The sequence below is a fragment of the Sorangiineae bacterium MSr11367 genome, assembly GCA_037157805.1.
Taxonomy (GTDB): domain Bacteria; phylum Myxococcota_A; class Polyangia; order Polyangiales; family Polyangiaceae; genus Pendulispora; species Pendulispora rubella.
Map to the genome: position 1 here is coordinate 4616367 of CP089983.1, position 22028 is coordinate 4638394.

The following is a 22028-nucleotide window of genomic DNA, read 5'->3' on the forward strand; positions in this document are numbered from 1 at the left end:
GCGTGGGTGAGGAGACACGTTCCCCGCAGGCGGAGCGGTCCATCGTGGCGGGCGCGGCAGACGGCGCACCCACTGCGCCGCACGCTACGATGCGCCGGCATCCGCACCGGCACTCCAAAAAGCGGACCGGTCCGGAGAAATTCTGGGACCGCCGTGGCATTCGCAATGCCTTCGCGGTCGCGTTCGTCGCGTCGATTGCCCTGCACTACGCCTTGGGGCCCTGGTCGCTCCTGCCCGAGCAAAAGCTCGATTTCGTCGATACCGAAGGCGAGCTCTCCATTCCCATCGACCTGATCGAGGACCAGCCGCCCGAGCCCCCCGCACCGGAGCCTCCGCCCCCGCCCGAGGAAACCCCTGGCGGTGGTGTCACGGCCAAGCCAACTTCGGCCACGAGCAAGGAGGACGCGGGCGCGCGGGACGCGGGGGCCGACGCGGCCGAGGACGCGGGGACCGACGCGGGCACGGATGCCGAGACTCCGGAAGATGGCGGCAAAGAAGACGCAGGTGCCGTGGCGGCCGCGGATGCGGGCGCGCTTGCCGATGCGGCGGTGGCCGATCGCGGCGATGCGGGCGGGGAGAACAAGTCCCGCGATCCGTCGTCGCTGGTGGCCGCCGCGAGCGACGTGCAGGCGGGGCCGCCGTTGGTGCGGCTGTTCGTCAACATGGAGGAGATCCGCAAGAACCCCGTGGGGGTGCAAATGGGGCCGCTCTTGTCGGCCATTCCGCAGTGGGATGACTTCATGTCCGGCACCCAGGTGGATCCGGTGCGCGATACGGATTGGGTCTACATCACCGGGCCGTCGCTCATGCGCACGGAGCGGGATGTCATCTTGGTGCACTATTCGGCGAGCGACAAACTCGTCGACCGCGCGATCGACGTGGTGTCGAAGAAGTACGCGAGCGGCGGGGTGTACGACGCGGGCGTGCCCGGTGTGAAGGCCGCGCTGGGCCATGCCGATCGCGCGCAGCGCGTGTTCTTGCGGCCGCAGTCGCGTGTGCTCGCCGTGGTGCCGCCGGATTACGCGAACACGGCGGCAAAGACCCTGGTCAAGGCCAAGGTCTCCACGCACGCCCGTCCGGGCGAGGCGATGCGTTTGACCTTGCAGACGCCGCATCGGCCCATGCCGTTCATTCCGCAGTCCATCTCGGAGATGCGCCTCTGGGTCGTGCCACGCGCCGACGGCGGCGCCGAGGTTTACGGGGAAGGGGACACGCCCGATCCGGCCTCCGCTTCCGCGGCCGCCGATGCCTTGCGCAAGGTGGTGCGCTCGCAAAACTCGATTGCCGTGCGCCTCATCACGCAGAACCTGCTCGGCACCGTCGACATCATCGACCAGGGCTCGATGGTGCGCCTCCACGGCCCGGTGACGCGCGAGCAGCTCGATGCGCTGCTCGGCCTCGTGGCCGGTCAACTCGGCGTGACCTTGCCCTCCGATCCCGCGCGTCCGCCCCCCACGTCCCCGCCGCGCACCCAGAGCAAGCACTAGCGATATTGCGCCGCCGATTCAGCGCCGGTCCCACTCGTATTGGTGCTCGGGTCGGCCGGTGGCGCCGTAGCGCAGGGTCATGCGCACCGTGCCCTCTTGCGCCAGGGCGGCGAGGTAGCGTTGCACCGTCGCGCGGGCGATGCCGAGGTCCGTGGCCAGTTGGGCGGCGGAGCGCGGGCCCTCGGCCGCGCGAAGGGCATCGCCCACGAGCTTCGCCGTGACGGGGGATTGGCCTTTGGCGGCGGGCGGGCGGTCGCCTTCGTGAAGCAGGCGGAAGGCGCGGTCGATGTCCTCCTGCGACAGCGTCTTGGTGGGCACCCCGAGGTGCGCGCGGTACTGCGCGTACGCGGTGAGGCGGTCGTGCAGCTGCTCCGCCGTGAACGGCTTGATGACGTAGTTCAACGCGCCCGCGGCAAACGCCGCACGCACCGACTCGGCGTCCGAGGCCGCGGTGAGCAGAATGGCGTCCGCGTCGAGCTCGCGCAAAAGCTCGATGCCGGAACCATCGGGCAAGTAGGAATCGAGCAGCACCAGATCGGGCGAAAGCTCGCGCGCGAGCTGACGTGCCTCGGCCGCGGTGCGGGCGGTTCCCACGACCTTGAACCCCGGCACACGTTCCGCAAAAGCGGCATTCACCTGGGCCACGCGAAAGTCGTCCTCGACGACGAGCACGCGGATCATGCGAGCACCTCGGGCAAACGCGCCACGAACACCGCGCCGTGATCCCCGCCGCCAGGATCGGTCAGCCGCACGTCCCCGCCGAGGCTCCGCGCCGCCTGCCGCGTGAGCGCGAGGCCAAGGCCGCGGCCGTCGCCATCCCGGGTGGACACGCCCTCGAGAAAGATGGACTCGCGCAGCCGTTCGGGCACGCCGTCACCGGTGTCGGTCACCGAGACGTGCAACGTCGCGCCGTCGGCGATGAGATCGACCTCGACGCGGGCAGGTCGCCGGCCGCCCAGCTTGGCCGCCTCCAGCGCGTTGTCGACGAGGTTGCCCACCACCGTGGTCACCGCCACCGGCGCGATCACTTTGGTCGTGATCCACGTCGTCTCGGCGAGCTCCAGCGAAACGCCCTTTTCCTGCGCCGCCAGCGTTTTCGCCGAGAGAAACGCGTGCAGGTAGGGATCGCGCAGCGCCTCCTCCGGAATGGACAAGGTGCCCGGCGTCAACACGGGCGTGCCCGAGAGCGCCTGCACGTACTCCATGGCCTCTTGGTGGTGCTGCAACTGCAAGAGGCCCGAGAGCGCGTGCAGTCGGTTGGCGAACTCGTGCCGCTGCGCCCGGAGCGCACCGTCGAGGCGATGGATCGAGTCCAGCTCGCGCCGCGCCTCGCGCTGTTGCACCAGCTCCGCGAGCTCGTGCGGTTCGAGGCCGAAGGTGCGCTGCTTCAGCAGCCGCGCGAGCAGCGCCGAGCCCGCGACGCCGAGCAGCAGGGCGGCCACGGCCAGCGGCGCCGCCACACGCAGCAGCGACCAAAGTCGATCGTAGATGCCGTCGGCGTTGAAGCCCACGCTGACCTCTCCGACGATCGCGCCCGTGTGATCCAGGAGCGGCACCTTGCCGCGTGCCGAGAGGCCCAAGGTGCCGTGTTGCAGATTGCTCACCTTCTTGCCCGCGACCACCTCGGTGTGGTCCGTGCTGACGCGCTGCCCGAGTCGCTCCGGCATGGGGTGCGCGTAACGGATGCCATCGCGGTTCGTGACGACGACGAACGCGGCGCCGGTGGCCGTGCGTACGGCCTCGGCGCGCGCTTGCACGACGTGCTCGGGGTCTCCGTTGGCCACGGCATCGCCGACGACCGTATCCGTCGACACGCTCTCCGCGACGGCGAGCGCGCGCCGTTGGTATTGCTCGATCAAGCTGTCACTGAGGATCCACGCCGTGAGCACGAAGCCCACCGCCACCATCAAGGTGACGAGCCCGATCTGAAGCAGCAGCATCTGCCGGGTGAAGGGCATGCGCACCGGCGCCATGGCCTCGAATGTACCCCTTGCGCTGTGCGCGAGCAAAACGCGCAAAACACGAACAACGGCCAATACGCGAGCAATCTCGACAAGGGTTCGCGCCGCAGGCGATGCCGGTTACACGTTACGGACACGCCACCGTGCGGAAACGGCGTCGACATGTAGGAGCTTTTCCGATGACCGACAAGCCTGCAGATCCCTTGATTGAAATCCGCGGTGCCACCAAGCGGTTCCGAAGTGCCGGCGGTGTGCATACGGCGGTGCGCGATCTCACCATGACGGTGGGACGCGGGGAGTTCGTCGCGGTGGCGGGTCCCACCGGCTGCGGAAAATCCACGACCCTGTCGTTGGTGTCGGGCCTGGAGCTCGCCACCGAGGGCGAGACGCGTGTGCGCGGGCAACTCGTGAACGGCATTCCCAGCGGCGTGGGCTACATGTTCCAGAACGACGCCATCCTGCCCTGGCGAACGGTGCTCGACAACGTGGCCATCGGCCCGCGCTACCGCGGGGCGTCCAAAGTCCACGCGCGCGAGCTGGCCCGCGCGTGGGTCGAAAAGGTGGGCCTCGCGGGCTTCGAGGATTACTACCCGCACCAGCTCTCCGGCGGCATGCGCAAGCGCGTCGCCCTGGCGCAGACGCTGGTGAACGAGCCGTCGATCCTCCTGATGGACGAGCCCTTCAGCGCGCTCGACGTGCAGACACGCGCGCTCATGCAGGACGAACTGTTGCGACTTTGGTCGGGCACCGGCGCGGCGGTGATCTTCGTCACGCACGATCTCGAGGAGGCCATCGTGCTGGCCGATCGCGTGGTGGTGATGACCTGTGGTCCCGCGACCGTGAAAGGCTCTTTTGCCGTGCCGCTGGCGCGCCCGCGCCACGTGGAGGACATCCGCCTCACCACCGAGTTCCTGGAGATCTACAAAGAGATCTGGGAATCGCTGCGTCAGGAAGTCGACAAGACCCGAGCGCGAGGTGCCCGCCGTGTCGCTTGATGGTCGAACGCTGAAAATCTGGGCGCTTCGCCTGGCGCTGGTGGTCGCATGGCTCGCGAGCTGGGAGCTCACGGCGACGTATTGGATCGACCCATTCTTTTATTCCAAGCCGTCGCTCGTCTGGCAAAAGCTGGTCGAGTGGTTCGTGCTGGGCACGAGCCAGGGCACCATTTGGGAGCAGATCGAGGTCACCTTGGAGGAAGCCGTTTTTGGCTTCGTGCTAGGCTCGGTCGCCGGCGTCATGTTGGGCATTTTGCTCGGACAAAAGCCGGTGCTCGCGGACATCTTTTCGCCGTTCATCAAAGCCGCGAATGCGGTTCCGCGCATCGTCCTGGCGTCGTTGTTCGTGATTTGGTTCGGCCTCATCGGGCAGACCTCGAAGATTGCGACGGCGTTCGTCTTGGTGTTCTTCGCCGTCTTCTTCAATGCCTTCCAAGGCGCGCGCGAGGTGGACAAGAACCTGGTGAACAATGCACGGATTCTCGGGGCGAGTCCGTTTCAGATTTTGACGACGATCGTCGTTCCCAGCGCCACGTCGTGGATCCTCGCCTCGCTGCACTCGGCCTTTGGCTTTGCGCTGATCGGTGCGGTGGTCGGCGAGGTCGTCGGCGCCGACAAGGGCTTGGGCCTGTTGATCAATCGCTCGCAGGGCAATTTCGATTCGGCGGGCATCTATGCCGGCATGATCGTGGTCACCGTGCTCGCATTGGTGGCCGAATGGGTTCTCACGGCGCTGGAAAAGCGTCTCTTGAAATGGCGCCCGCCGTCGGCGAGCACGGACACGCAGGTGTGAGCCATGAGCATTCGTCGATCGGCGTTGTTCGCCCTGGTTCTTCTCGCGGCTTCGGCCGCCGGCTGCCGCGACTCACGGCGCGGCGGGGACAAGGGGCCGCTCACCATCATCGTCGGCGGCATCGACAAGGTGATTTACCTGCCGGCGAAACTCAGTGAGCAATTGGGCTATTTCAAAGAGGAGGGCCTGGAGGTCCGGCTTCTTTCCGAACAGGCCGGCGCGACGGCGGAAATCTCGCTCATCGCCGGTGATGCGCAGGGGGTGGTGGGCTTTTACGACCACACGATCGACCTGCAAACCAAGGGCAAATGCATCACCAGCGTGGTGCAGATGGCCAACATCCCCGGCGAGGTCGAAGTCGTTTCGACGGCGAAGGCGGAGACCATCAAGAGCCCCGCTGACTTCAAAGGAAAGAAGCTTGGCTTCACCAGCCCCGGCTCCTCCACCGATTTTCTCACCCAGTACTTGGCCTTGCGGCACGGTATCCCGACGTCGCAGTACACGGGGGTGAAGGCGGGCGCGGGGTCGACCTTCATCGCTGCGCTCGACCAGGGCAGCATCGACGCGGGCATGACCACGGATCCGACGGTGGCGCAGCTCCTGAGCACCGGCAAGGCCAAGGTGATGCTGGACATGCGCACCGAGGATGGCACCAAGGCCGCGTTGGGCGGGCTCTATCCTGCGAGCGCGCTGTACATGAACTGCGACTACGTGGCCCTCCACAAGCCGGTGGTCCAAAAGCTCGTCAATGCGCTGGTGAAGGGGTTGCGCTTCATCCGCGACCACGCGGCGGAGGACATCGCGGCGAAGATGCCCGCCGACTTCGGCGGCGGGAACCCGGCGATTTACGTCAAGGCGATTCACGATAGCAAGTCGATGTTCAACGCCGATGGGCGCATGTCCAAAGAGGGCGCACAGAACGTGCTCGAGGTGTTGAGCCACTGTTCTCCCTCCGTCAAAGGCAAGAGGAACTACATCGATCTGGCCAAGACGTACACGACCGAGTTCGTCGACAAAGTCGGGGTCACGCCATGAAGTCGTGCGTCATGATGTACATCTTGTGTGCAGTCATGCTCACTGCAGGAACGAGCTTGGCACAGCCTCCGGGGCGCGCGCCCGAGTTCGTGCGCTCGCCGTACACGGTGACGATTGGAAATCCCGATTCCAATTGGCGAATCACGCCGTATGGCCAAGTGGAACTCCGCCTCCACCACGACTCCACGCGCAGCTACGCGGACTCCATCGGCGGCGTGGTCCTCGTGCACGACGATAGCCTCGGGAGCAAACGCGGGCGCATGCAATTCAGCGCGCGCGGAAGCCGCCTTGGCTTCAAGATGGAGGCGCCCACGTACCACGGGATCCGTCCTTTGGCGCTGATCGAGGGCGATTTCGAGGGGAATCAGCCGTCGGACGTCTCCGAAGCATCGCTCTATGGCAATGCGACGTTTCGTTTGCGGCACGCGTACATCAAGCTTCTCTCCGACCCCATCGATATCCTGGCCGGCCAGACGTGGGGGCTTTTCGGGACCAGCCCTTTTTCTTTCCCAGCTCGTCGCAGTCGCTTTTCTATTTGCCCATTCCGAATGCGGTACTCGTGCGCACCATGCAAGTGCGTATTTCGCACGCGTTCAAGTCGAAGCTCGTCGACGTGGAGGTGGCCGCCGCCGCGGTGCGTCCTCCGCAGCGGGATGCGGCGTTGCCGGAGGGGCAGGCGGCCGTGCGGGTGCGCTTCAATCGCATTCGCGGCCTTCCTTCCTGCGATGCGGGCACCGATGGGTCTCCCACCGATGCGCTCACCATTGGCTTTTCGGGGCTGGTGCGCGCTTTCAGTGTGGACGAGCCCTCGGCCAAGCCCACCGCGACCCGCGAAGCCACGGGGTGGGGCGCGTCCATCGATGCACTGGTGCCGATCATTCCGGTGAAGAGCGTGGAGAACCGCGGCAACGCGCTGACCTTCACCGGATCGTTCGTGCACGGCCGCGGCATTGCCGATCAAACGCGCACGCAGGCCGGCGCGACCTTTCCCCCGTTGCCGGGCTACACGCCCAATGTCGACAACGGTCTGGTGACCTACGATGCCACGGGCACCTTGCGCACCATCGATTGGCGCACGTTCGTGGTCACCTTGCAGTATTACCTACCGCCAACCGGCCGGCTCTTCGTCGCGACGAACTACACGCAGGCGCAGTCGAGCAACGTCGCCAGCTTGACCGATCCAAGCCAAGCAACGCGCGTGTACAAGCTTGCGCGCTACTTCGATGCCAACGTCTTCTTCGACGTAACGCCTGCATTGCGCGTCGGCGTCTCGTACCATTTCACGCACCAGCGATTCGTCGACGACGCGACGGCCCGCAATCACCGCTGGATGCTGAGCGCCTACTATTTCTTCTAATCCCTACCATCGGCGCCCATGCGGTTGCGTGTAAGGGCCAAGGATTTCCGCCCCCGCGCTTGCAGAGCCTGCGACTCAAGCCATATTATGGCAGTCGAAAATACCGTTATCACTGACATCCGATGTTCGGAGCGGCGTACGCGGAACGATGAGTCGAAGGCTGTTCGAGGAAATAGTGACCCGCACCGGGCTCGCGCCGATGATTGGCCCTGGCACCGTCCAGCGAGCCTTGCACGCCGTGGGGGTATCGTCGCCCGAGCACGCGCAGACGCACGACTATTTGCGTGCATTGCCCGAGCTTCGCGCCCGCATGGCCATTTACCTCGAGCCGGCCGCCGTCGAGCAGCGCCTGCGGCAGATCGAGGCGCACTTGAAGCATGGTTCAAGCGGTTGACGTTTCAGCCAGAAGCTTCGTTTCGAATCGAGATTTCATTTAGGCCGAACCGCGGCAGCGAAATAAGCCCGGCGAGGCCGGCGCCCTTGCCCCTGGCTCCTATCAGGATCGCCAAACGTTGCGGCGGCTCCCGCCTGCCGAAGCGGCATGGTGGCGGCCCCGCCGCGGATGTCGCGCTGCCGCGGTTCGACATCTGACGGAGCCGCGATCCGGGACGCAACTTCCCACAGTAAAGTCAAGGCTGGTGCTAGAAGCCTTCATCGCTATGAAACTCCTGCGATGCGTGTTGCCGGCGGCTTTGGCCGCCGCGGTTTCGATGTCGTTGCCCGCGTGTTCGAAGAAGGTCGACGAGCCCGAGAAATCGAGCTTCAAACCGTCGGCCGCTCCGCCCGAACTACCCGGCCCCACCAAGTTGGAAATCGTCGACGAGGTCGTCGGGACCGGCCGCGAGGCGAAGTCCGGTGACAAGGTCAAGGTGCACTACACGGGCACGTTGATGAATGGGAAGAAGTTCGACAGCTCGCGCGATCGCGGCGATCCTTTCGACTTCAAGCTCGGCGCCGGCCAGGTCATCAAGGGCTGGGATCAAGGGGTCGCCGGGATGAAGGTCGGCGGCAAGCGCAAGCTCACCATCCCGTACGACTTGGCCTACGGAGAGGCCGGGCACCCGCCCGACATTCCGGCGAAGGCGGCGTTGAAGTTCGATGTCGAGCTCATTGCGGTCGAATAAAGGACGATAGGCAGGCGGCGAGGGTCGTCGTGGCATCGTCGCTCCCGGGCCCGATGCGCAGCGGCCCCTTGGACGAGTGCACGACGATCTCGTACGCCTCGCCGACCACACCCAAGGAGACGGGGGCGCGGTAGCGGTCGAAGCTGCGAATCTCGTCCCACGAGCGGCTCGCCCCGCCGAAGGTGACGCCGTTTTCGTCGACCACGGCCTCGAGCGGCAGGGTGGCCACGAGGCCGTGCGCGGCCACGGCAAACAAGACGAGAAGGCCGGTGCCGGCGGTCAGGAACGCGAGGTTCACGCTCTGGCTTCGCGCGTCGAAGTAGAGGCCCAAGGCGACGATGGCCACCGCGACGAGGTGGAGCGAAATCGCCCAGAGCGCGAAAATCTTGGACGAGCCCAGCGCGAACGAGAGCCGCCGGGACGATTCGGGCACCGAGCCGCCCGGCGCGACCACCCCGCGGCGGAGTGCACGCCGCAAAAGCGCGACGAAGAGCGTCGTGAGTGCGAAGTGCAGGAGCAAGGTGGCGTACTCGAGGCGGTGCACCGAGAGGAACGTGTCGTACGCGCCATGGCAAAGGGCGGCGAGGAGCACGAATTTGAGGTTGCTGGTGCGGGGCGCCACGAGCTTGCGCCCGAGGGCGTATCCCCAGATGGCGCCGAAGAACATGTGCGCCGGGAGGCTGGTGAACGTACGCAACACCACCAGCCCCGTGGCGAGGCGCCCCAGGGCAAAGTAGCGGATGTTCTCCACGGCCGCGAACCCCAGCGAGGACGCCACGCCGTAGACGATGCCATCGACGGGCTCGTCGAACTCGCGCCGGTGGCGCGCGAACGACCATACGCCGAGCCACTTGGAGCCTTCCTCCGTGAGCCCCACCACCACGGTGAAGACGAGCAGGGCGAGCGGGGCGGCCACGAGCTGGCCACCGAAGGTCATCGTCGTCGGGTGCAGATACGGACTTAGATGAATAAGTCCATATTGAACCACCCCCGCCAGCAGCGCGCTCACACCGCCCAGCGCGAAGGTCACGCCGACGAGCCACCCGGGCTCGGGGCGCGCGCGATCGAAGCGGCGCACGAACGAGAGCCACCCGACGGAGAGCAGGATCGGCAAAAGGAGGCCCAGGATGCCAATGCCCCAGCGCGGCGGGACCGCTTGGGTCGCGACCTGCGTGAGCGCGGGCAGGGAGGGGCTGCCGATGAGCATGCGCGCACGGTCCGCGCGCGCGTAGGAATCGAGATCGTCGCCGAAGGAGACCGTCAGGGAAGGGGCGTTCTCGATCCGCTGCGTCGCGAGGACTTTGCCCGCGAGCACGATGGCCAGCGGCTCCTTCGGCGGGGTGCGCATCGTCACCGTGGTGAAAATCGTCAGATCGTGCCCATGCCGCGAAGCTTCCACGCGGGCGATTCGGTCGGCGAAGTCCACCAGCGGTGGCTCGAGGGGCCTTCCCACCTCGTCCACGCGATGCAGGGTCACGCCGCCGCGCCACCGCAGATACGTGTCGGCCGACTCGGCGAGGTCGTGGTCCACGGTGACGTGGATCTCGCCGTCCTTTTCACGAACATCGGCCGGCACCCGCGCCGCACCAAGCCGGGCCCGCACCCGCGCTGCGGTGTCCTTCGCAGCGGGCGCGGTCGCTCGGTAAACGAGCTCCACGTCGTGCGTCTGTGCGAGCTGAAGCTCCCCGCAGCCGACACAAAAAAGACAAAGCGTCCACGCAGTGGAAAGCCAAAGTAACCAGCGGTAGGGTGCGTGATTCATGTCAGCCGATCCCCGCCCGCTTCTCTACGTGGCAGCGTTCGTCATAACGGCGCTTGCCGTCTGGGTCATCTCCATTCTTGCGCGGAAGGGCGAACCCTGGGCGCGGCCGCGGATCGCCGCCACCGTTCCCCCGGCGCCGAATGAAGCAGAAGACGCCACGCCGGCGGAGAAAAAGGCCCACTAGGGGTCACTCGGAGAGGCCGAAAAAGTCGCGGATCTTGCTCAGAATGCGCTGTTGCTCGCGGGCTTCGCGCTCGCGTTTGCTCGCGTGATCGAGCCCGTCGCGGGAGGCGGTGAGGGCCACGCGGCGCCGGGCGATCGTTTGGCTCATGTCGTCGGCGACCTCGGGTCGCTTCTGCAAAATTTCCTCGAAGGCGCCCCGATCGAGTCGGTAGCACTCCACGTCGGTGACGGCGACCACGTCGGCCGTGCGCATTTCGCCGGTCATGAGGGCCATCTCCCCGAAGAAGTCGGGCCCGTCGACCGTGGCCACCGCGTGCGAAAGGCCATCGGCGTGCGTGCGAACCTCCACGCGCCCCTGCGTCACCAGGTAAAGCCAGTGGGCCGTGTTGCCCTGCCGCGTGATCGTCTCGCCCGCGGCATAAGGTGTAAAATGCAAGCGATCCGCGACGGCCGACTTCTCTTCGTCGGTGAGTCCGTGAAAGAGCTCCATTGCCCGAACGGCATCGAGCCGGCGTGAGCGGGCGCGGGCCGTCTTCTCCACGGCGTTGTCCTCGGTCGTGAGAAACACAGTCTGCGCCGGCCGCGCGAGAGGGATGCTGGCTCGGCGCAGCGCCGCATGGATGCGCGCCCGCACCTGCGAGGCGGTGCTCTCGTCGGCGCCCAGGTCCGTGAGCCAGTAGCGCGCCGAGTAGTATGCGAAGCTATCGCCCCCAGGGCGCGCCAGATCGACGCAGACGACCGACGGCTTCGGGCTCGCCGCCACTTCGGGGATGGGGGTCGCGGTGATGGCCTCCTCCACGACGCGGATCACCCGCTGGGGCGGAAACCGAAAATCGACGTGAAAGAACACCGACACGCGCCGCTGGAGCGGCTCGTTCTCGCGCTTGCCGAGGATGGTGATGTTCTGCGCGAGCAGCGACGCATTGGGCACGATGATCGTGTCCCACTCCTTGGTCTCCAGCACGGTGTGTCGCCAGCGGATCTCTTTGACCTGCCCCGAGCGCCCATTCTCGAGCGTGATCGCGTCGCCCACGTGGATCGAGCCATCGAGCTGCAAGGCGACGCCGCCCAAAATGTTGCCCAGGGTGGCCTGCAGCGAGAGCGCGACCACGGCGCTCACCAGCGCCGATGCGCCGAGCACCGAGGAGGGATCCATCCCGGCCTCGTGCGCCACGCCGATGGTCGTGACCACGTAGGCGATGCCCAGGATGATGTCCGACGTGATGCTGACCAGGTCGACCTTCATCCGAGGCAGGAGGAAGTCGAAGACGACGAACCCGGCCAGCGCCACCATCGTGAACGCTTCGAAGAGGTCCGCGCCGATTTGAAAACGCGGGCCCCACGCGGTGAAGCCCGCTTTGGTCAGCAGGATGGCGATGCCGTAGAGAAGGACGAAGACGCCGTACAGCGCCAAGGTGCGCCGCATGAGTCTTCGCGACTGCGGCGCAAACCGGTTGACGAGGTAGGCAACGAGGACGACGACCGCGCCAATCGGCACGAACGACCAGCCCTCGAGCAGCTCAGGGAGCCCGCCCATGCCTCACGATTCCCGCTCGCCCATTCCTACGTGGCGCGGCGATCAGCCGAAGGCCGCGTCCATGAGCATGCGCTGCTCGAGGTCGTGGCTTGCCTTGCTGCCGGTGGCCGGGCTTGCGCTCTCCACGCGCGACACCAACGAGAGCGGAAGCCGGTCGGTGATGAACTCGCGCAGCCGCGCATTCAGGAAGTACCACGCCCCCATGTTGCGAGGCTCCTCCTGCACCCAAACGAGCGGCGTGCCGTCGGGGTAGGGGGCGAGGGCTTCCTTCAGCGTGACGTTGAGCGGGTAAAGCTGCTCGAGGCGCACGATGGCCACGTCGTCCCGCTTCAGATCGCGGCGCGTCTTGACCAAGTCGTAATAGACCTTGCCCGTGCAGAGCAGCACGCGCTTCGTCTGCTTCGGGTCCACCGAGGCATCCGGGATGACGCGCTGGAACGAACCCGTTGCCAGATCGTCGACCGTGGAAATGGCCTCGGGGTGACGCAAGAGGCTCTTGGGGGTGAAGACCACCAGCGGCTTGCGCCACGGACGGAGCACCTGGCGGCGCAGCACGTGGAAGACCTGCGCCGGCGTGGTCAGGTTGCAAACCTGGATGTTGTCCTCGGCCGCGGCCTGGAGGAAGCGCTCGATGCGGCCGCTGGAGTGCTCCGGACCCTGGCCTTCGTAGCCGTGGGGGAGGAAGAGCACGAGGCCGGACAATCGATTCCATTTGTCTTCGGCCGAGACGATGAACTGGTCGATGATGACCTGCGCACCGTTCATGAAGTCGCCGAACTGCGCCTCCCAGATCACCAGGCCGTCGGGCCAGTCGAGGCTGTAGCCGTACTCGAAGCCGAGCACCGCGGCCTCGGACAGCGGGCTGTCGAGCACTTCGAACCGGCCCGGGCCCGCGTTGGCGAGCGGCACGAACGGCGCGCCCGTCTGGGTATCGTAGAGCACCGCGTGGCGGTGGCTGAAGGTGCCGCGGCGGCAGTCCTGGCCGCTCAAGCGAACGCGATGTCCCTGCTCGAGCAAGGTCGCGTAGGCGAGCGTCTCCGCCGTCTCCCACTGAATCGTGTTCTGGGTGCGCGCGCGATCGCGGCGGGCCTTGATGAGGGCGTGCGCCTTCGCGTTGGGGGTGAAGTCGTGCGGCACCTTGGTGAGCCGATCCAACGTGTCGAGAATGTGCGTCTTGTCGACGTGCGTGGGCACCTCGGGAACGAGGACGTCGGGGCCGCCGTAGTACGGCGTCCAGAGGCCTTCCATCGCGCTCGGCAGCGTGTGGTAGTCGCCTTTGCGTGCTTCGACCAACGCGTCGTCGAGGCGCTGCTTGCTGGCGCGCTCGATGTCGTCGGCCTGCTGGCGCGTGATGCGGTGGGTCTCCAACAGCCGCTGTACGTACACCTCGCGGACCGTCGGCTTCTTGTCGATCAGCGCGTACATGATGGGCTGCGTGAAACGCGGCTCGTCGCCTTCGTTGTGGCCCAGTTTGCGGTAACAGTAGACGTCGATCACGACGTCCTTCTGAAAGCGCTGGCGGTATTCCATTGCCAAGCGCGTAACCTGGATGACCGCCTCGGGATCCTCGCCGTTCACGTGGAAGACCGGGGTCTTCATCATGCGCGTGATGTCCGTGCAGTACCGCGTGGAGCGCGAGTCCTTCGGCAACGTCGTGAAGCCGATTTGGTTGTTCACCACGACGTGGACGGTGCCCTCGGTGGAGTAGCCTTCGAGGCCCGCGAGGTTCAACGTCTCGGGCACCACGCCTTGGCCCATGAAGGAGGCGTCGCCGTGGATGAGGAGCGGCAAGACGTGCTTGCGCTTCGCGCGATCCTGCTTGGCGCGCACGCGGCCTTCGACGACCGGGTTCACGAACTCGAGGTGGCTCGGGTTGAAGGCGAGCGAGAGGTGCACCGAGGCACCCGACGAGGTGACGCGATCCGTGGAGTAACCGAGGTGGTACTTCACGTCTCCGCCGCCGAGGAAGCGCTCGGGCTTCTTGTCGTCGAACGCGGCGAAGAGCTCGCGCACGTCCTTCTCCATGATGTTCGCGAGCACGTTGAGGCGGCCGCGGTGGGCCATGCCGAGAACGATCTCGCCGACGCCGTGCGTTCCCGCTTCGTCGACCAACATCGCCAAAAGGGCAATGACGCTTTCGGCGCCCTCCACCGAGAAGCGGCGCGCGCCGAGGTAGTTCTTCGCGATGAAATTCTCGAAGACCTCTGCGTCCGTCAGCTTGGTGAGGATGCGCACGACCTGCTTGTGATCGAGCGCGGCGCGGTTGCGCGTCGACTCCATGCGGTGCTCGAGCCAGTCGCGCATCTCCGGTTCTTCGATGTGCGTGTACTCGACGCCAATCGAGCCGCAGTACGTCTCGCTCATGTGCGCGACGATCTGGCGGAGGGTCGTGCGCTCGGGCAAACCGGAGATGCCGCCGGTGGCGAACGTGTTCTCCAGATCTTGCGGCGCGAGATCGAAGTTCTCCAGATCGAGCTCGGGCGATGCCTCGGGCGGCGCTCCGGCGACCGTGGGATCGATGCTGGGATCCTTCACCAGCGGATCGACGCGCGCGAACAAATGGCCGCGCGAGCGGTACATGTTCACGAGCTGATAGACGCGACCTTGAACGGCGACCGCGTTGACGAGTTGTTCCTCGGCGCGGCTGATCGTCAGCGCCGGCGGCGCGTACGAAGCACGCGCGCTACCATTTACGGTCGGGGATACTGCACCGTTACCGTTACCATTCCTGAGAGCCGCGGCGACCGTGGGCGGCGCGGCGCTGGGCGCGCCTCCGCCAGCACTGAAAGCACCGGACACCGCAGCAGGCGAGACCGTCGCAATGGGCGCGCCATTCCCATTCGGAGCCCCATTCAGAGACTCGAAGAACTTGCGCCATTTGACATCTACAGCCTGCGGGTTCTGTTGGAATTTTGCGTGAAGCTCCTCAACAAGACCTGCATTGATTCCGAACTCGTCGAACATTCGGCGGCTACGATACTCCATCTTCGCGGGTGTGCCGCTAAAGACTGACCGTAAAAAACCGGTTACTTGTTCGTCAGCCAGGCGAACAGATCCGCGGACGGGTCGAGCGCGACGAGAAGGGCATCGACGGAAATCGCCGTTACGGTCGTACCATGGGGAGCGACGTGAACGCCGTCGGGATCACGCCACACGACGACCCGCACCGCCTGAGAAGGCTTTTGGACCGGGCCTCGTGCCGCAATGCGGCTTTCATTGGTGTACGACGGGCGCGAGGCGCGCATTTCCTGCTCCAAATTGGGGCGGGAACCGCGCGGCTGCGTATCGGCGGCAGCGACCGTTTCATCCGGCGACGCCGCGAGAACCTCTTCGCTGTAAGCCGGCGTACCAATACGGGTTTTCGTCGCGTCGTCAAATGAGAAGTTCGGTAGTTCGTTGCCCGGGAGTGCCTCCGTCGGCCACGACTCGATCTCCTCCGACGAGCCGAAGTTCGTATTTCGGAGAATGTTCTCCATGGCTTGCGACGATGCCGGCGGCGACGTCAGGTGGCTGTCGCTCTCGACGGCCGGCGGGGCCGCGGTGGGCGTCTCCATCACCTGGCTGGTATCGGGCCTAGCCCCGGGCGCCACGAAGGTGATGCTTTCGGGGCCCGACCGGTACACTTGCGTGGACGCAAAGCTGTCGTCCGGGCTCGAGTCGTCCCAGGCGCCGGCGGGGCGCGTGGTTCGCTGGCCTTCGCGAGCGGCCAGGTTTTGCGACACGATCACTTGGGAGATTTCCGAGCTGCTCTCGACCGCGGGCGGCGGAGCGGCTGGCGTGGTGTGCGCGCTCGCCGGCGTGTTGAGCGGAAATGGCTCGGCGCTGATCGGCTGCGTCGTGCTGGTCGTTCCGGAGGAGGGGCGCTCGGGCAGGCTTTGCTGCCGCGGCGCCGAGCCGGGGATCGCCGACACGGAGACCAGGTTCTTCGACGAAATGGCCTCGATGACCGCCGGTGCCTCGACGCGCGGCGGCGGAGGCGGCGGCGTGGGCGCACGCGTGGCCGGGGGCGGCGGCGGCTTCGAGGGAACGCGCGGCGCGGTCGATGCACGCGGCGGGAGCGGCGGCGGGGTTGCATCCGAGATGCGGGGACGGGGTCCGAGAAGACCCAGGCTCGGGTGCTTCGGACGCGCAGCCTTGCCCGCCGCATTGTTCAAGAGCGCAGCCCCGGTGGCCGAGCGCGGTGGCGTGGGCATCGTCTTCGGCGGAGCCGGCGAAGCACCCGATGGGGTCGACGCGCGCGCCGATCCCGACGACGGTGCACCGGGCGCGGGCCGCTCTTGCGGTACCGATGGGCGCATCGCGCGGGGGGAGGGGGCTGGCGGCGGAAGCGGAACGGACGTCCGCGCGGAATGCTGCTGCGAAGGCGGCGGAGCCGGTGGAACGAGCGGGCTCAGACGCACCGTGGCCTTGGGGAAGGTGCCTCCTCCTCCTTGGGGCGTGGGCGGCGGGCGCACGGACGAACCGATCTCCCAGCCGAGTTCGTCGATGCGGGTCGTCAGGTCCGCGGCGGCCTTCGCCAAGGTGAGCGCGCGATCGTCGGCCTCGGCCTCGCTCGCAGCTTCGGCCGCGCGACGGAGCCACTTGAGTGCGTCCGTGTGCTCGCCGCGGTCCCACGTGGTTTTCGCGGTCGAAAGTGCCCACGATACATCTTCATGATCATCGGCGAGGGGAGCCGGAATCGGATTTTCGCGGGCCTCGACCTTCGATTCGTCAGCCATGCGGGCGTGTCCTCGGTGAGCGCAGCTTGCGCTGTCGGTCCACTCGTCGGAAAAAGGTCACCCATGCACGTTATCATCAATGGAGAAGGGCGCGACATTCCGGAAGGTCTCACCGTGCGGGGGCTGCTGGCCTACCTGGAACTGGCCGGCGGCCCCGTCGCGGTAGAAATCAACCGAGAAATCGTGCCCCGGGCGGACCACGACCACCATCCGGTGTCCCCGGGCGACGCGATTGAAATCGTGCACTTCGTCGGTGGCGGGTGACGGAAAACCGCGATCTCCCGCAAAAGTCGACGGTTGTTGACCGCCTTGCGAGTCCTTTGCAGTCGAGCAGCGGCAGCGGGACAACCCCGGCGAGGCCGGCGCCTTAGCCCGTCCCGCGACGAACGGATCGCTGGACGGCTTGGCGAGCCATGCTTTCTGGAGCACACACCGCACCGGTCCCGCCGGTTCGTTCTCGCTGCCGCCGTTCCAGCACCAAGTCGGTTCGGACTCGTTACGTTTATTCGCCCGTGGCCTTATACCAAGCTTCGCGCCTTGTGAACGAGGGCCTGGACGGCCTCGTGGGCGCGGGCGGGGAGGGTGGCCGCTCCCCCGTCGTCGCTGGGGAGGGGCTTTCCAATGCACACCGTGACCCGGGTCGGCGGTGCGCCGGACATCCTATCGAGGTGGGCTCCGAAGCTCTCGCCCACGAAGGCCGCCTCCGAGCCCGCTTCGTAGGCGATGCCCACGGGCAACACGGGCACGCCGGCGCGGATGGCGGCGACGAAGCCTCCCCGTAAAAATGGCCGCACTTCGTCGTCCGGAAACGTGGTCCCCTCCGGGAACACGGACACGATGTCCCCCTCGGCCAAGCGCCCGGCCATGGCGCGGATCACGCGCGCGCCGCTTTGCTTGTTCGTGCGCTCCACGAACAAGGTGCCCACTTTGCGGGCGGCGGGGCCGATGATGGGCCACCGCGAGAGGTCCGCCCGCGAGACCACGCAGCCGCCGAAGGTCGCCAGCACGAGCGCAATGTCGATGGTGGAGCGGTGGTTGGCCACCACGAGGTAGCCGCCCTGGCGCGTGGGGACGTCCCCCACGATGTTCGGGTGCACGGCAAAGAGCTTCAACAAGGCGCGCGACCAGCGTCCCGTCCAGAGATCGCGCAGGTGCAAGCGTTGACGGAGCTCGGTCTTTCCCACGCCGACGCCGAGCATCGCGTCGCGGGCCACGTAAAGGGGAAGGTACGTCGCCGTGATGAGACCCAAGCCGGCCACGCGAATCGGTTTTCGTACGAAGTTCAGTTTCATGGTCACCAGAGTTTCCGCATCGCGAAAGCTACCCACTCCATGCCCCGACGCAGCGTACCGCGCTGGCGCCACGTCGCCAGATCGATGGGGAGCGCCCGGGCGAGATCGTGTTCGAACCAATGGCGAACGTGCCGCGCGAAGGGCCCGTCCTCCACGGCGAGGTTGACCTCGAGGTTCTTGCGCCAAGAGCGTTCGTCGAGGTTGTAGCTGCCGATGGTGGCGAAGCTCTCGTCTACGATGGCCACCTTGGAGTGCAGGATGGGGCCAGGTAGCGCGTACACCTCGACGCCGTGCTTCAGCAGCTGCTCGAACATGGCCTCCACGGCGAATTGCACGATGGGGACGTCACCGCGGGCGGGCACCAACACGCGAATGCGCACGCCGCGCGAGGCTGCGCGGAACATGGCGCGGCGCACGCCGCCGTCGGGCACGAAGTACGAATTGGCGATGTCCACCGACTGCCGCGCATTGGCGATGCGCACGACGTACTCGCGGCGGATGCTGCGCCGGCGCCGCCAATTGTTGGCGAGCACCCAGACGGGGCGCGATCGACGTCGCGGAAAGGGCGGAACGTCGCGCGGGCGCAGGGTGCGGGTGATGCGGCGCCACGTCTCGTAGAAGAGCGAGCGAAACTCTTCGACGCACGGGCCTTCCACGGCGACGGCATCGTCGCGCCAGCCCTCGCCGCCTTGCTCGAGGGGGAGCCAGGGATCGCTCAGGTTGATGCCGCCCGTGAAGGCGATGGTGTCGTCGGCGACGAGGAGCTTGCGGTGATCGCGCTGCTCGACCCGATCGAGCTGAAAGCTTTGGGCCAGCGGAAAGAGCGAATGGTACTCGTGAACGTCGCCGCCCGCGCTGCGCAGCGGCTGCCACCACGATTCGGTGATGCCGAGGCTTCCGACGGCGTCGTAGATGACCTTGACCTTGACGCCGGCGCGGGCGCGGCTCACCAGGGCATCGCGGAAACGCTCGCCGCAGGAGTCGGCGCCGACCCAGTACATCTCGAGAAGCACTTCGTTCTGCGCGTGGCGGATGGCCTCCAGCATCGCCGGAAACGTTTGCGCTCCATCGCGCAGGAGCCGCACGCGGTCGCCGCCCACGTCGAACCAGGGCTGCTCGGCCTCCGTGAGGGAATGCTCCTCGCCGTCTTCGGGCTCGGCATCGGAGTCATACGAAGGCGGGGGGCTCACGGAGTCGCTTTCGGTGCGCGGGGAGGGCGGGCGGCCACGATGACGAGTGCGTCATCGCGAAGTACGGTTGCAGCAAAGGAGCGTAGCGCGTCGAGTGGGGGCGGCGCATCTCGATCGTGACCAAGTGCGTCCCGGAACAGCGCGAGCAGGCGCCCATGTGGTTCGAGGAGAGCCCGTTGCTCGGCGCGCGTACGGGCGGCGGCGGCCCGCTGCCGGTCAGCCTCGTCGAGGCCGCGCTGGCGCAACCGATCCAGCAGGACGCGCGTCTGCGCGACCGCCCCGTCCAGCGCCCCATCGGCCGATGCGATGCGGACGACCAGCGCCGAGCCCCGCGCGGGGCCGACGACGGTTGCGCTCCACGAGCGCGCCAGACCGGGTCGCCCCAGGCCGCGCGCGAGGAGGCCATCCTCTCCGTCCAGGGCCAGGGCGAAGAAGCGTGCAAGCTGCACGGATTTCTCGTCGCCGCGCGGAAGGGGCAGGGCCAACCACGCCTGGCCGGCTTGCTCGGGCGAACCCGTGGGATCGAGCCAATAGGTGCCCGGCCGCGGCGGGGGCGGCTCGCTCGGGGTGGGGCACGCGCGTGCGTCGCCCGAGGCTCGTCGCGGCACCCATCGATCCACGGCGCGTGCGGCGGCGGCGCCTTGCGCGGGGCTCTCGTTGGCGAGAACCGCGACGCGCATCGGCCCTGCGCGAAGGCCGCTGGCACGCGTCCCGAGTGCACCGTCCGACGCGCGCGCGAGCGCCTCGAGGCTTCCCGAGGGCGAGAACCACGAAGGCCGCCCCGGAACGATGCCGTTCGAAAGCGCGACCAGCGCCCGCGCGCCGACGTTGTCCCCGACGGAAAGAAGCGACGCCCGCACATGGGACACCGCGCCCCGTTCGGGGCCTTCGGCAAAGGCACGCGCCGCCGTGTCGGCGATGCGCCGAGCCTGCGCCAGCGGCGTCTCGCCCGGGAGCGCCGGCCCGTGGGCCAAAAGCCCAATGGCGTCCGCGGAGGCCCAGGGCACGATCTCGAGCGAAGGTCCCGCATGATCGCGTGCCCTTTCCGCCGCGAGCATCGCGAAGCCAGCGCCGAGGCCCGAGTCCGACTCGACCTCGGGGACCGTGCCGCAGGGCGATGCCAGGAGCAGCCAGAGGTCCGACTGACCGCGCTCCACCCGCAGGCGAGGCTCCACCACGGGCTCCTTCCACGCCGCGAGCGCGCGATCGACCTCCGTGCGCACGGCCTCCGCGCTGGGCATCGCCGTCGCATCGCGTGAGCCTGCGAAGCCAACGGCAAGGAGCATCCGCGGCTCTTTGGCGGCCGCGCTCGCGGCCCGCGGATAGAGCGTCCACCACGCACCGCGTTCGGCCGCGTCGCGCGGATCGCCGGCGCGACGTGCGAGATCCAACGCGCCTCCTGCGTCGTCGGTGTCGGCCAGTTCCGCGAGCACCTCTTGCCGGACCAGCGCGATGGCCGTGGCGATGCGCGCCGTCGGGTTGGCGCCGAGATCGCGCGCATCCAGGGTCACCGTGAGGCAGCCCCCCTGCGCGTGCGCCGTGGCGGTGACCTCGCGCACCGTCGCGCCCGACTCCGTGGCCTCGAGGCGCGAGGCGAGGGGACCGCGCGGATCGCCCAAGCTGGGCGCGATGGCGGCCGCGCGGGTCGCATCGCCCGTGCGAAAGGCGAGAATCGCGCGCGCTTCGGCGACGCCTTCGCTGCGTGCGTCGTACACCACCGGGGGCGGGGCGTCCTCCGGCCAACCGAAGCCCGGCAGCTGCGCGGCCCGAGGCCACGCGGGCAAGCCATTGAGGGCGGTCACCACGTCGTGCGTGGCGCGCGTCACGCCGGCCACCGACAGCGCCACGCGGCCCAGTCCATGCGCGGCGCGCCGCCATGCCTCCACATCCGCGAGCACCGGCTCGGGCGGTGCGGGGATCGCGCCGAACGCCTCGCCCCGGCACCGCGCCACCTCGGCCAGCCCGGGATCGTGGAGCGGCTTGCTGGCCAGCGCGCGAAGCTTCTTCACGACCGCGGGCATCTCCGCCGCGGTCACCGGCGCGAGCAGCGCGCGTTGCACCGCCGTGACTTGATCCGACGGCTGCTCACCGAGAAGCCCTCGCACGCGGTAGCCCTCCCATGCCGGCGTCACCACCGCCGCAGGCCAACGCGCGGCGAGCCGCACCTGCGTGAGCGCCGCGAGCGCCACCGCCGGTTGCGCGCCCCGTTCGGGGGCCACGCCGTACGTCCACACGGCCACCGCCAGGCCCGCACCGGGATCCCCGTCACGAACGATCGCGGCGACGGGCGGACGATCCCCGACCACGCCACGTACCTGCTTGGGAACCGCGGGAGGCGGCTCGGCCGCGCCGCCGCATGCAGTGGCCAGCGTCAGACAGACAATCGACGGGATGAGACGACGAGAAACTCCATCCACAGCGGAACCGTTATCATCAAAATCGGCCCACCCCTCAACTTGCTGGCGCCTGGCCAAAAAAGGATATCCATCGAGGGGTGAAACACCGGGCTGCGAGCGTAACAACTTCCGTAACGTTCCCCCAAAGTGTTACGCCCCAGGCCGACTGTTACGCGTAACACTTGCCCTGGACGGGCC

The 22028-nt window shown here is 67.4% G+C and carries 19 protein-coding genes; 9 read left to right on the plus strand and 10 right to left on the minus strand.

Annotated elements, in window-relative coordinates; translation table 11 throughout:
* The first annotated feature begins 2 nt into the window (after positions 1–2).
* Complete coding sequence (locus LVJ94_18495; GenBank protein WXB09212.1) at positions 3–1487, plus strand: hypothetical protein; 1485 nt, start codon at positions 3–5, stop codon at positions 1485–1487.
* Positions 1488–1505: 18 nt separating this feature from the next.
* Here LVJ94_18495 and LVJ94_18500 read toward each other — a convergent pair whose 3' ends face one another.
* Both LVJ94_18500 and LVJ94_18505 read right to left on the minus strand, forming a co-directional pair.
* Positions 1506–2168, minus strand: coding sequence for a response regulator (locus LVJ94_18500; GenBank protein WXB09213.1), 663 nt, complete (start codon positions 2166–2168; stop codon positions 1506–1508).
* Complete coding sequence (locus LVJ94_18505; GenBank protein ID WXB09214.1) at positions 2165–3460, minus strand: ATP-binding protein; 1296 nt, start codon at positions 3458–3460, stop codon at positions 2165–2167. Before LVJ94_18505 ends, LVJ94_18500 begins: the two co-directional genes overlap by 4 nt.
* A gap of 167 nt (positions 3461–3627) precedes the next feature.
* Here LVJ94_18505 and LVJ94_18510 point away from each other — a divergent pair, with 167 nt between their 5' ends.
* The 3 genes from LVJ94_18510 to LVJ94_18520 are packed head-to-tail and all read left to right on the plus strand — an operon-like array spanning position 3628 to position 6271.
* A complete protein-coding gene (locus LVJ94_18510; protein ID WXB09215.1) occupies positions 3628–4443 on the plus strand; it encodes an ABC transporter ATP-binding protein in 816 nt (271 codons plus the stop codon).
* On the plus strand, positions 4433–5236 hold the full coding sequence (locus tag LVJ94_18515; GenBank protein WXB09216.1) for an ABC transporter permease: 804 nt from the start codon (positions 4433–4435) through the stop codon (positions 5234–5236). Before LVJ94_18510 ends, LVJ94_18515 begins: the two co-directional genes overlap by 11 nt.
* Before the next feature lie 3 nt (positions 5237–5239).
* Positions 5240–6271 (plus strand): ABC transporter substrate-binding protein, encoded by a 1032-nt coding sequence (locus LVJ94_18520; protein WXB09217.1) that lies wholly within the window; start codon positions 5240–5242, stop codon positions 6269–6271.
* Here LVJ94_18520 and LVJ94_18525 read toward each other — a convergent pair.
* Positions 6261–6416: a hypothetical protein gene (locus LVJ94_18525; GenBank protein ID WXB09218.1), complete on the minus strand. Its 156-nt coding sequence runs from the start codon at positions 6414–6416 to the stop codon at positions 6261–6263. The two genes, LVJ94_18520 and LVJ94_18525, sit on opposite strands and share 11 nt — an antisense overlap.
* A gap of 423 nt (positions 6417–6839) precedes the next feature.
* Between LVJ94_18525 and LVJ94_18530 the strand changes: the two genes are divergently transcribed.
* The 3 genes from LVJ94_18530 to LVJ94_18540 all read left to right on the plus strand — a co-directional run bounded on the left by LVJ94_18530 (position 6840) and on the right by LVJ94_18540 (position 8752).
* Positions 6840–7628 (plus strand): hypothetical protein, encoded by a 789-nt coding sequence (locus LVJ94_18530; GenBank protein ID WXB09219.1) that lies wholly within the window; start codon positions 6840–6842, stop codon positions 7626–7628.
* A 148-nt stretch (positions 7629–7776) separates the two neighbouring features.
* Positions 7777–8022 (plus strand): hypothetical protein, encoded by a 246-nt coding sequence (locus LVJ94_18535; protein ID WXB09220.1) that lies wholly within the window; start codon positions 7777–7779, stop codon positions 8020–8022.
* A gap of 412 nt (positions 8023–8434) precedes the next feature.
* Positions 8435–8752, plus strand: a complete 318-nt coding sequence (locus LVJ94_18540) for an FKBP-type peptidyl-prolyl cis-trans isomerase (GenBank protein WXB10733.1) — start codon at positions 8435–8437, stop codon at positions 8750–8752.
* Here the strand turns inward: LVJ94_18540 and LVJ94_18545 are convergent.
* Complete coding sequence (locus tag LVJ94_18545) at positions 8736–10514, minus strand: PrsW family intramembrane metalloprotease (protein ID WXB09221.1); 1779 nt, start codon at positions 10512–10514, stop codon at positions 8736–8738. The genes LVJ94_18540 and LVJ94_18545 overlap by 17 nt on opposite strands.
* On the opposite strand from LVJ94_18545, the gene LVJ94_18550 reads away from it, so the two are divergent.
* Positions 10513–10698 (plus strand): hypothetical protein, encoded by a 186-nt coding sequence (locus LVJ94_18550; protein ID WXB09222.1) that lies wholly within the window; start codon positions 10513–10515, stop codon positions 10696–10698. The two genes, LVJ94_18545 and LVJ94_18550, sit on opposite strands and share 2 nt — an antisense overlap.
* 3 nt (positions 10699–10701) lie before the next feature.
* Here the strand turns inward: LVJ94_18550 and LVJ94_18555 are convergent, their stop codons facing one another.
* From LVJ94_18555 to LVJ94_18565, 3 genes are all read right to left on the minus strand, one after another.
* Positions 10702–12234 (minus strand): mechanosensitive ion channel family protein, encoded by a 1533-nt coding sequence (locus LVJ94_18555; protein ID WXB09223.1) that lies wholly within the window; start codon positions 12232–12234, stop codon positions 10702–10704.
* 42 nt (positions 12235–12276) lie between these two features.
* Complete coding sequence (locus tag LVJ94_18560) at positions 12277–15198, minus strand: 2-oxoglutarate dehydrogenase E1 component (protein ID WXB09224.1); 2922 nt, start codon at positions 15196–15198, stop codon at positions 12277–12279.
* Positions 15199–15260: 62 nt separating this feature from the next.
* Positions 15261–16952 (minus strand): hypothetical protein, encoded by a 1692-nt coding sequence (locus LVJ94_18565; GenBank protein WXB09225.1) that lies wholly within the window; start codon positions 16950–16952, stop codon positions 15261–15263.
* Positions 16953–17015: 63 nt separating this feature from the next.
* Here LVJ94_18565 and thiS point away from each other — a divergent pair, with 63 nt between their 5' ends.
* Positions 17016–17216, plus strand: coding sequence for a sulfur carrier protein ThiS (gene thiS, locus LVJ94_18570; protein ID WXB09226.1), 201 nt, complete (start codon positions 17016–17018; stop codon positions 17214–17216).
* A 254-nt stretch (positions 17217–17470) separates the two neighbouring features.
* Here thiS and LVJ94_18575 read toward each other — a convergent pair whose 3' ends face one another.
* From LVJ94_18575 to LVJ94_18585, 3 genes are read right to left on the minus strand one after another with little or no spacing between them, the layout of a single operon-like run.
* Positions 17471–18244, minus strand: coding sequence for a 1-acyl-sn-glycerol-3-phosphate acyltransferase (locus LVJ94_18575; protein WXB09227.1), 774 nt, complete (start codon positions 18242–18244; stop codon positions 17471–17473).
* A 2-nt stretch (positions 18245–18246) separates the two neighbouring features.
* Positions 18247–19434, minus strand: coding sequence for a phospholipase D-like domain-containing protein (locus LVJ94_18580; protein WXB09228.1), 1188 nt, complete (start codon positions 19432–19434; stop codon positions 18247–18249).
* Positions 19431–21851, minus strand: coding sequence for a hypothetical protein (locus LVJ94_18585; GenBank protein ID WXB09229.1), 2421 nt, complete (start codon positions 21849–21851; stop codon positions 19431–19433). The genes LVJ94_18580 and LVJ94_18585 overlap by 4 nt, the downstream gene beginning before the upstream one ends.
* Between the last annotated feature and the right edge of the window lie 177 nt (positions 21852–22028).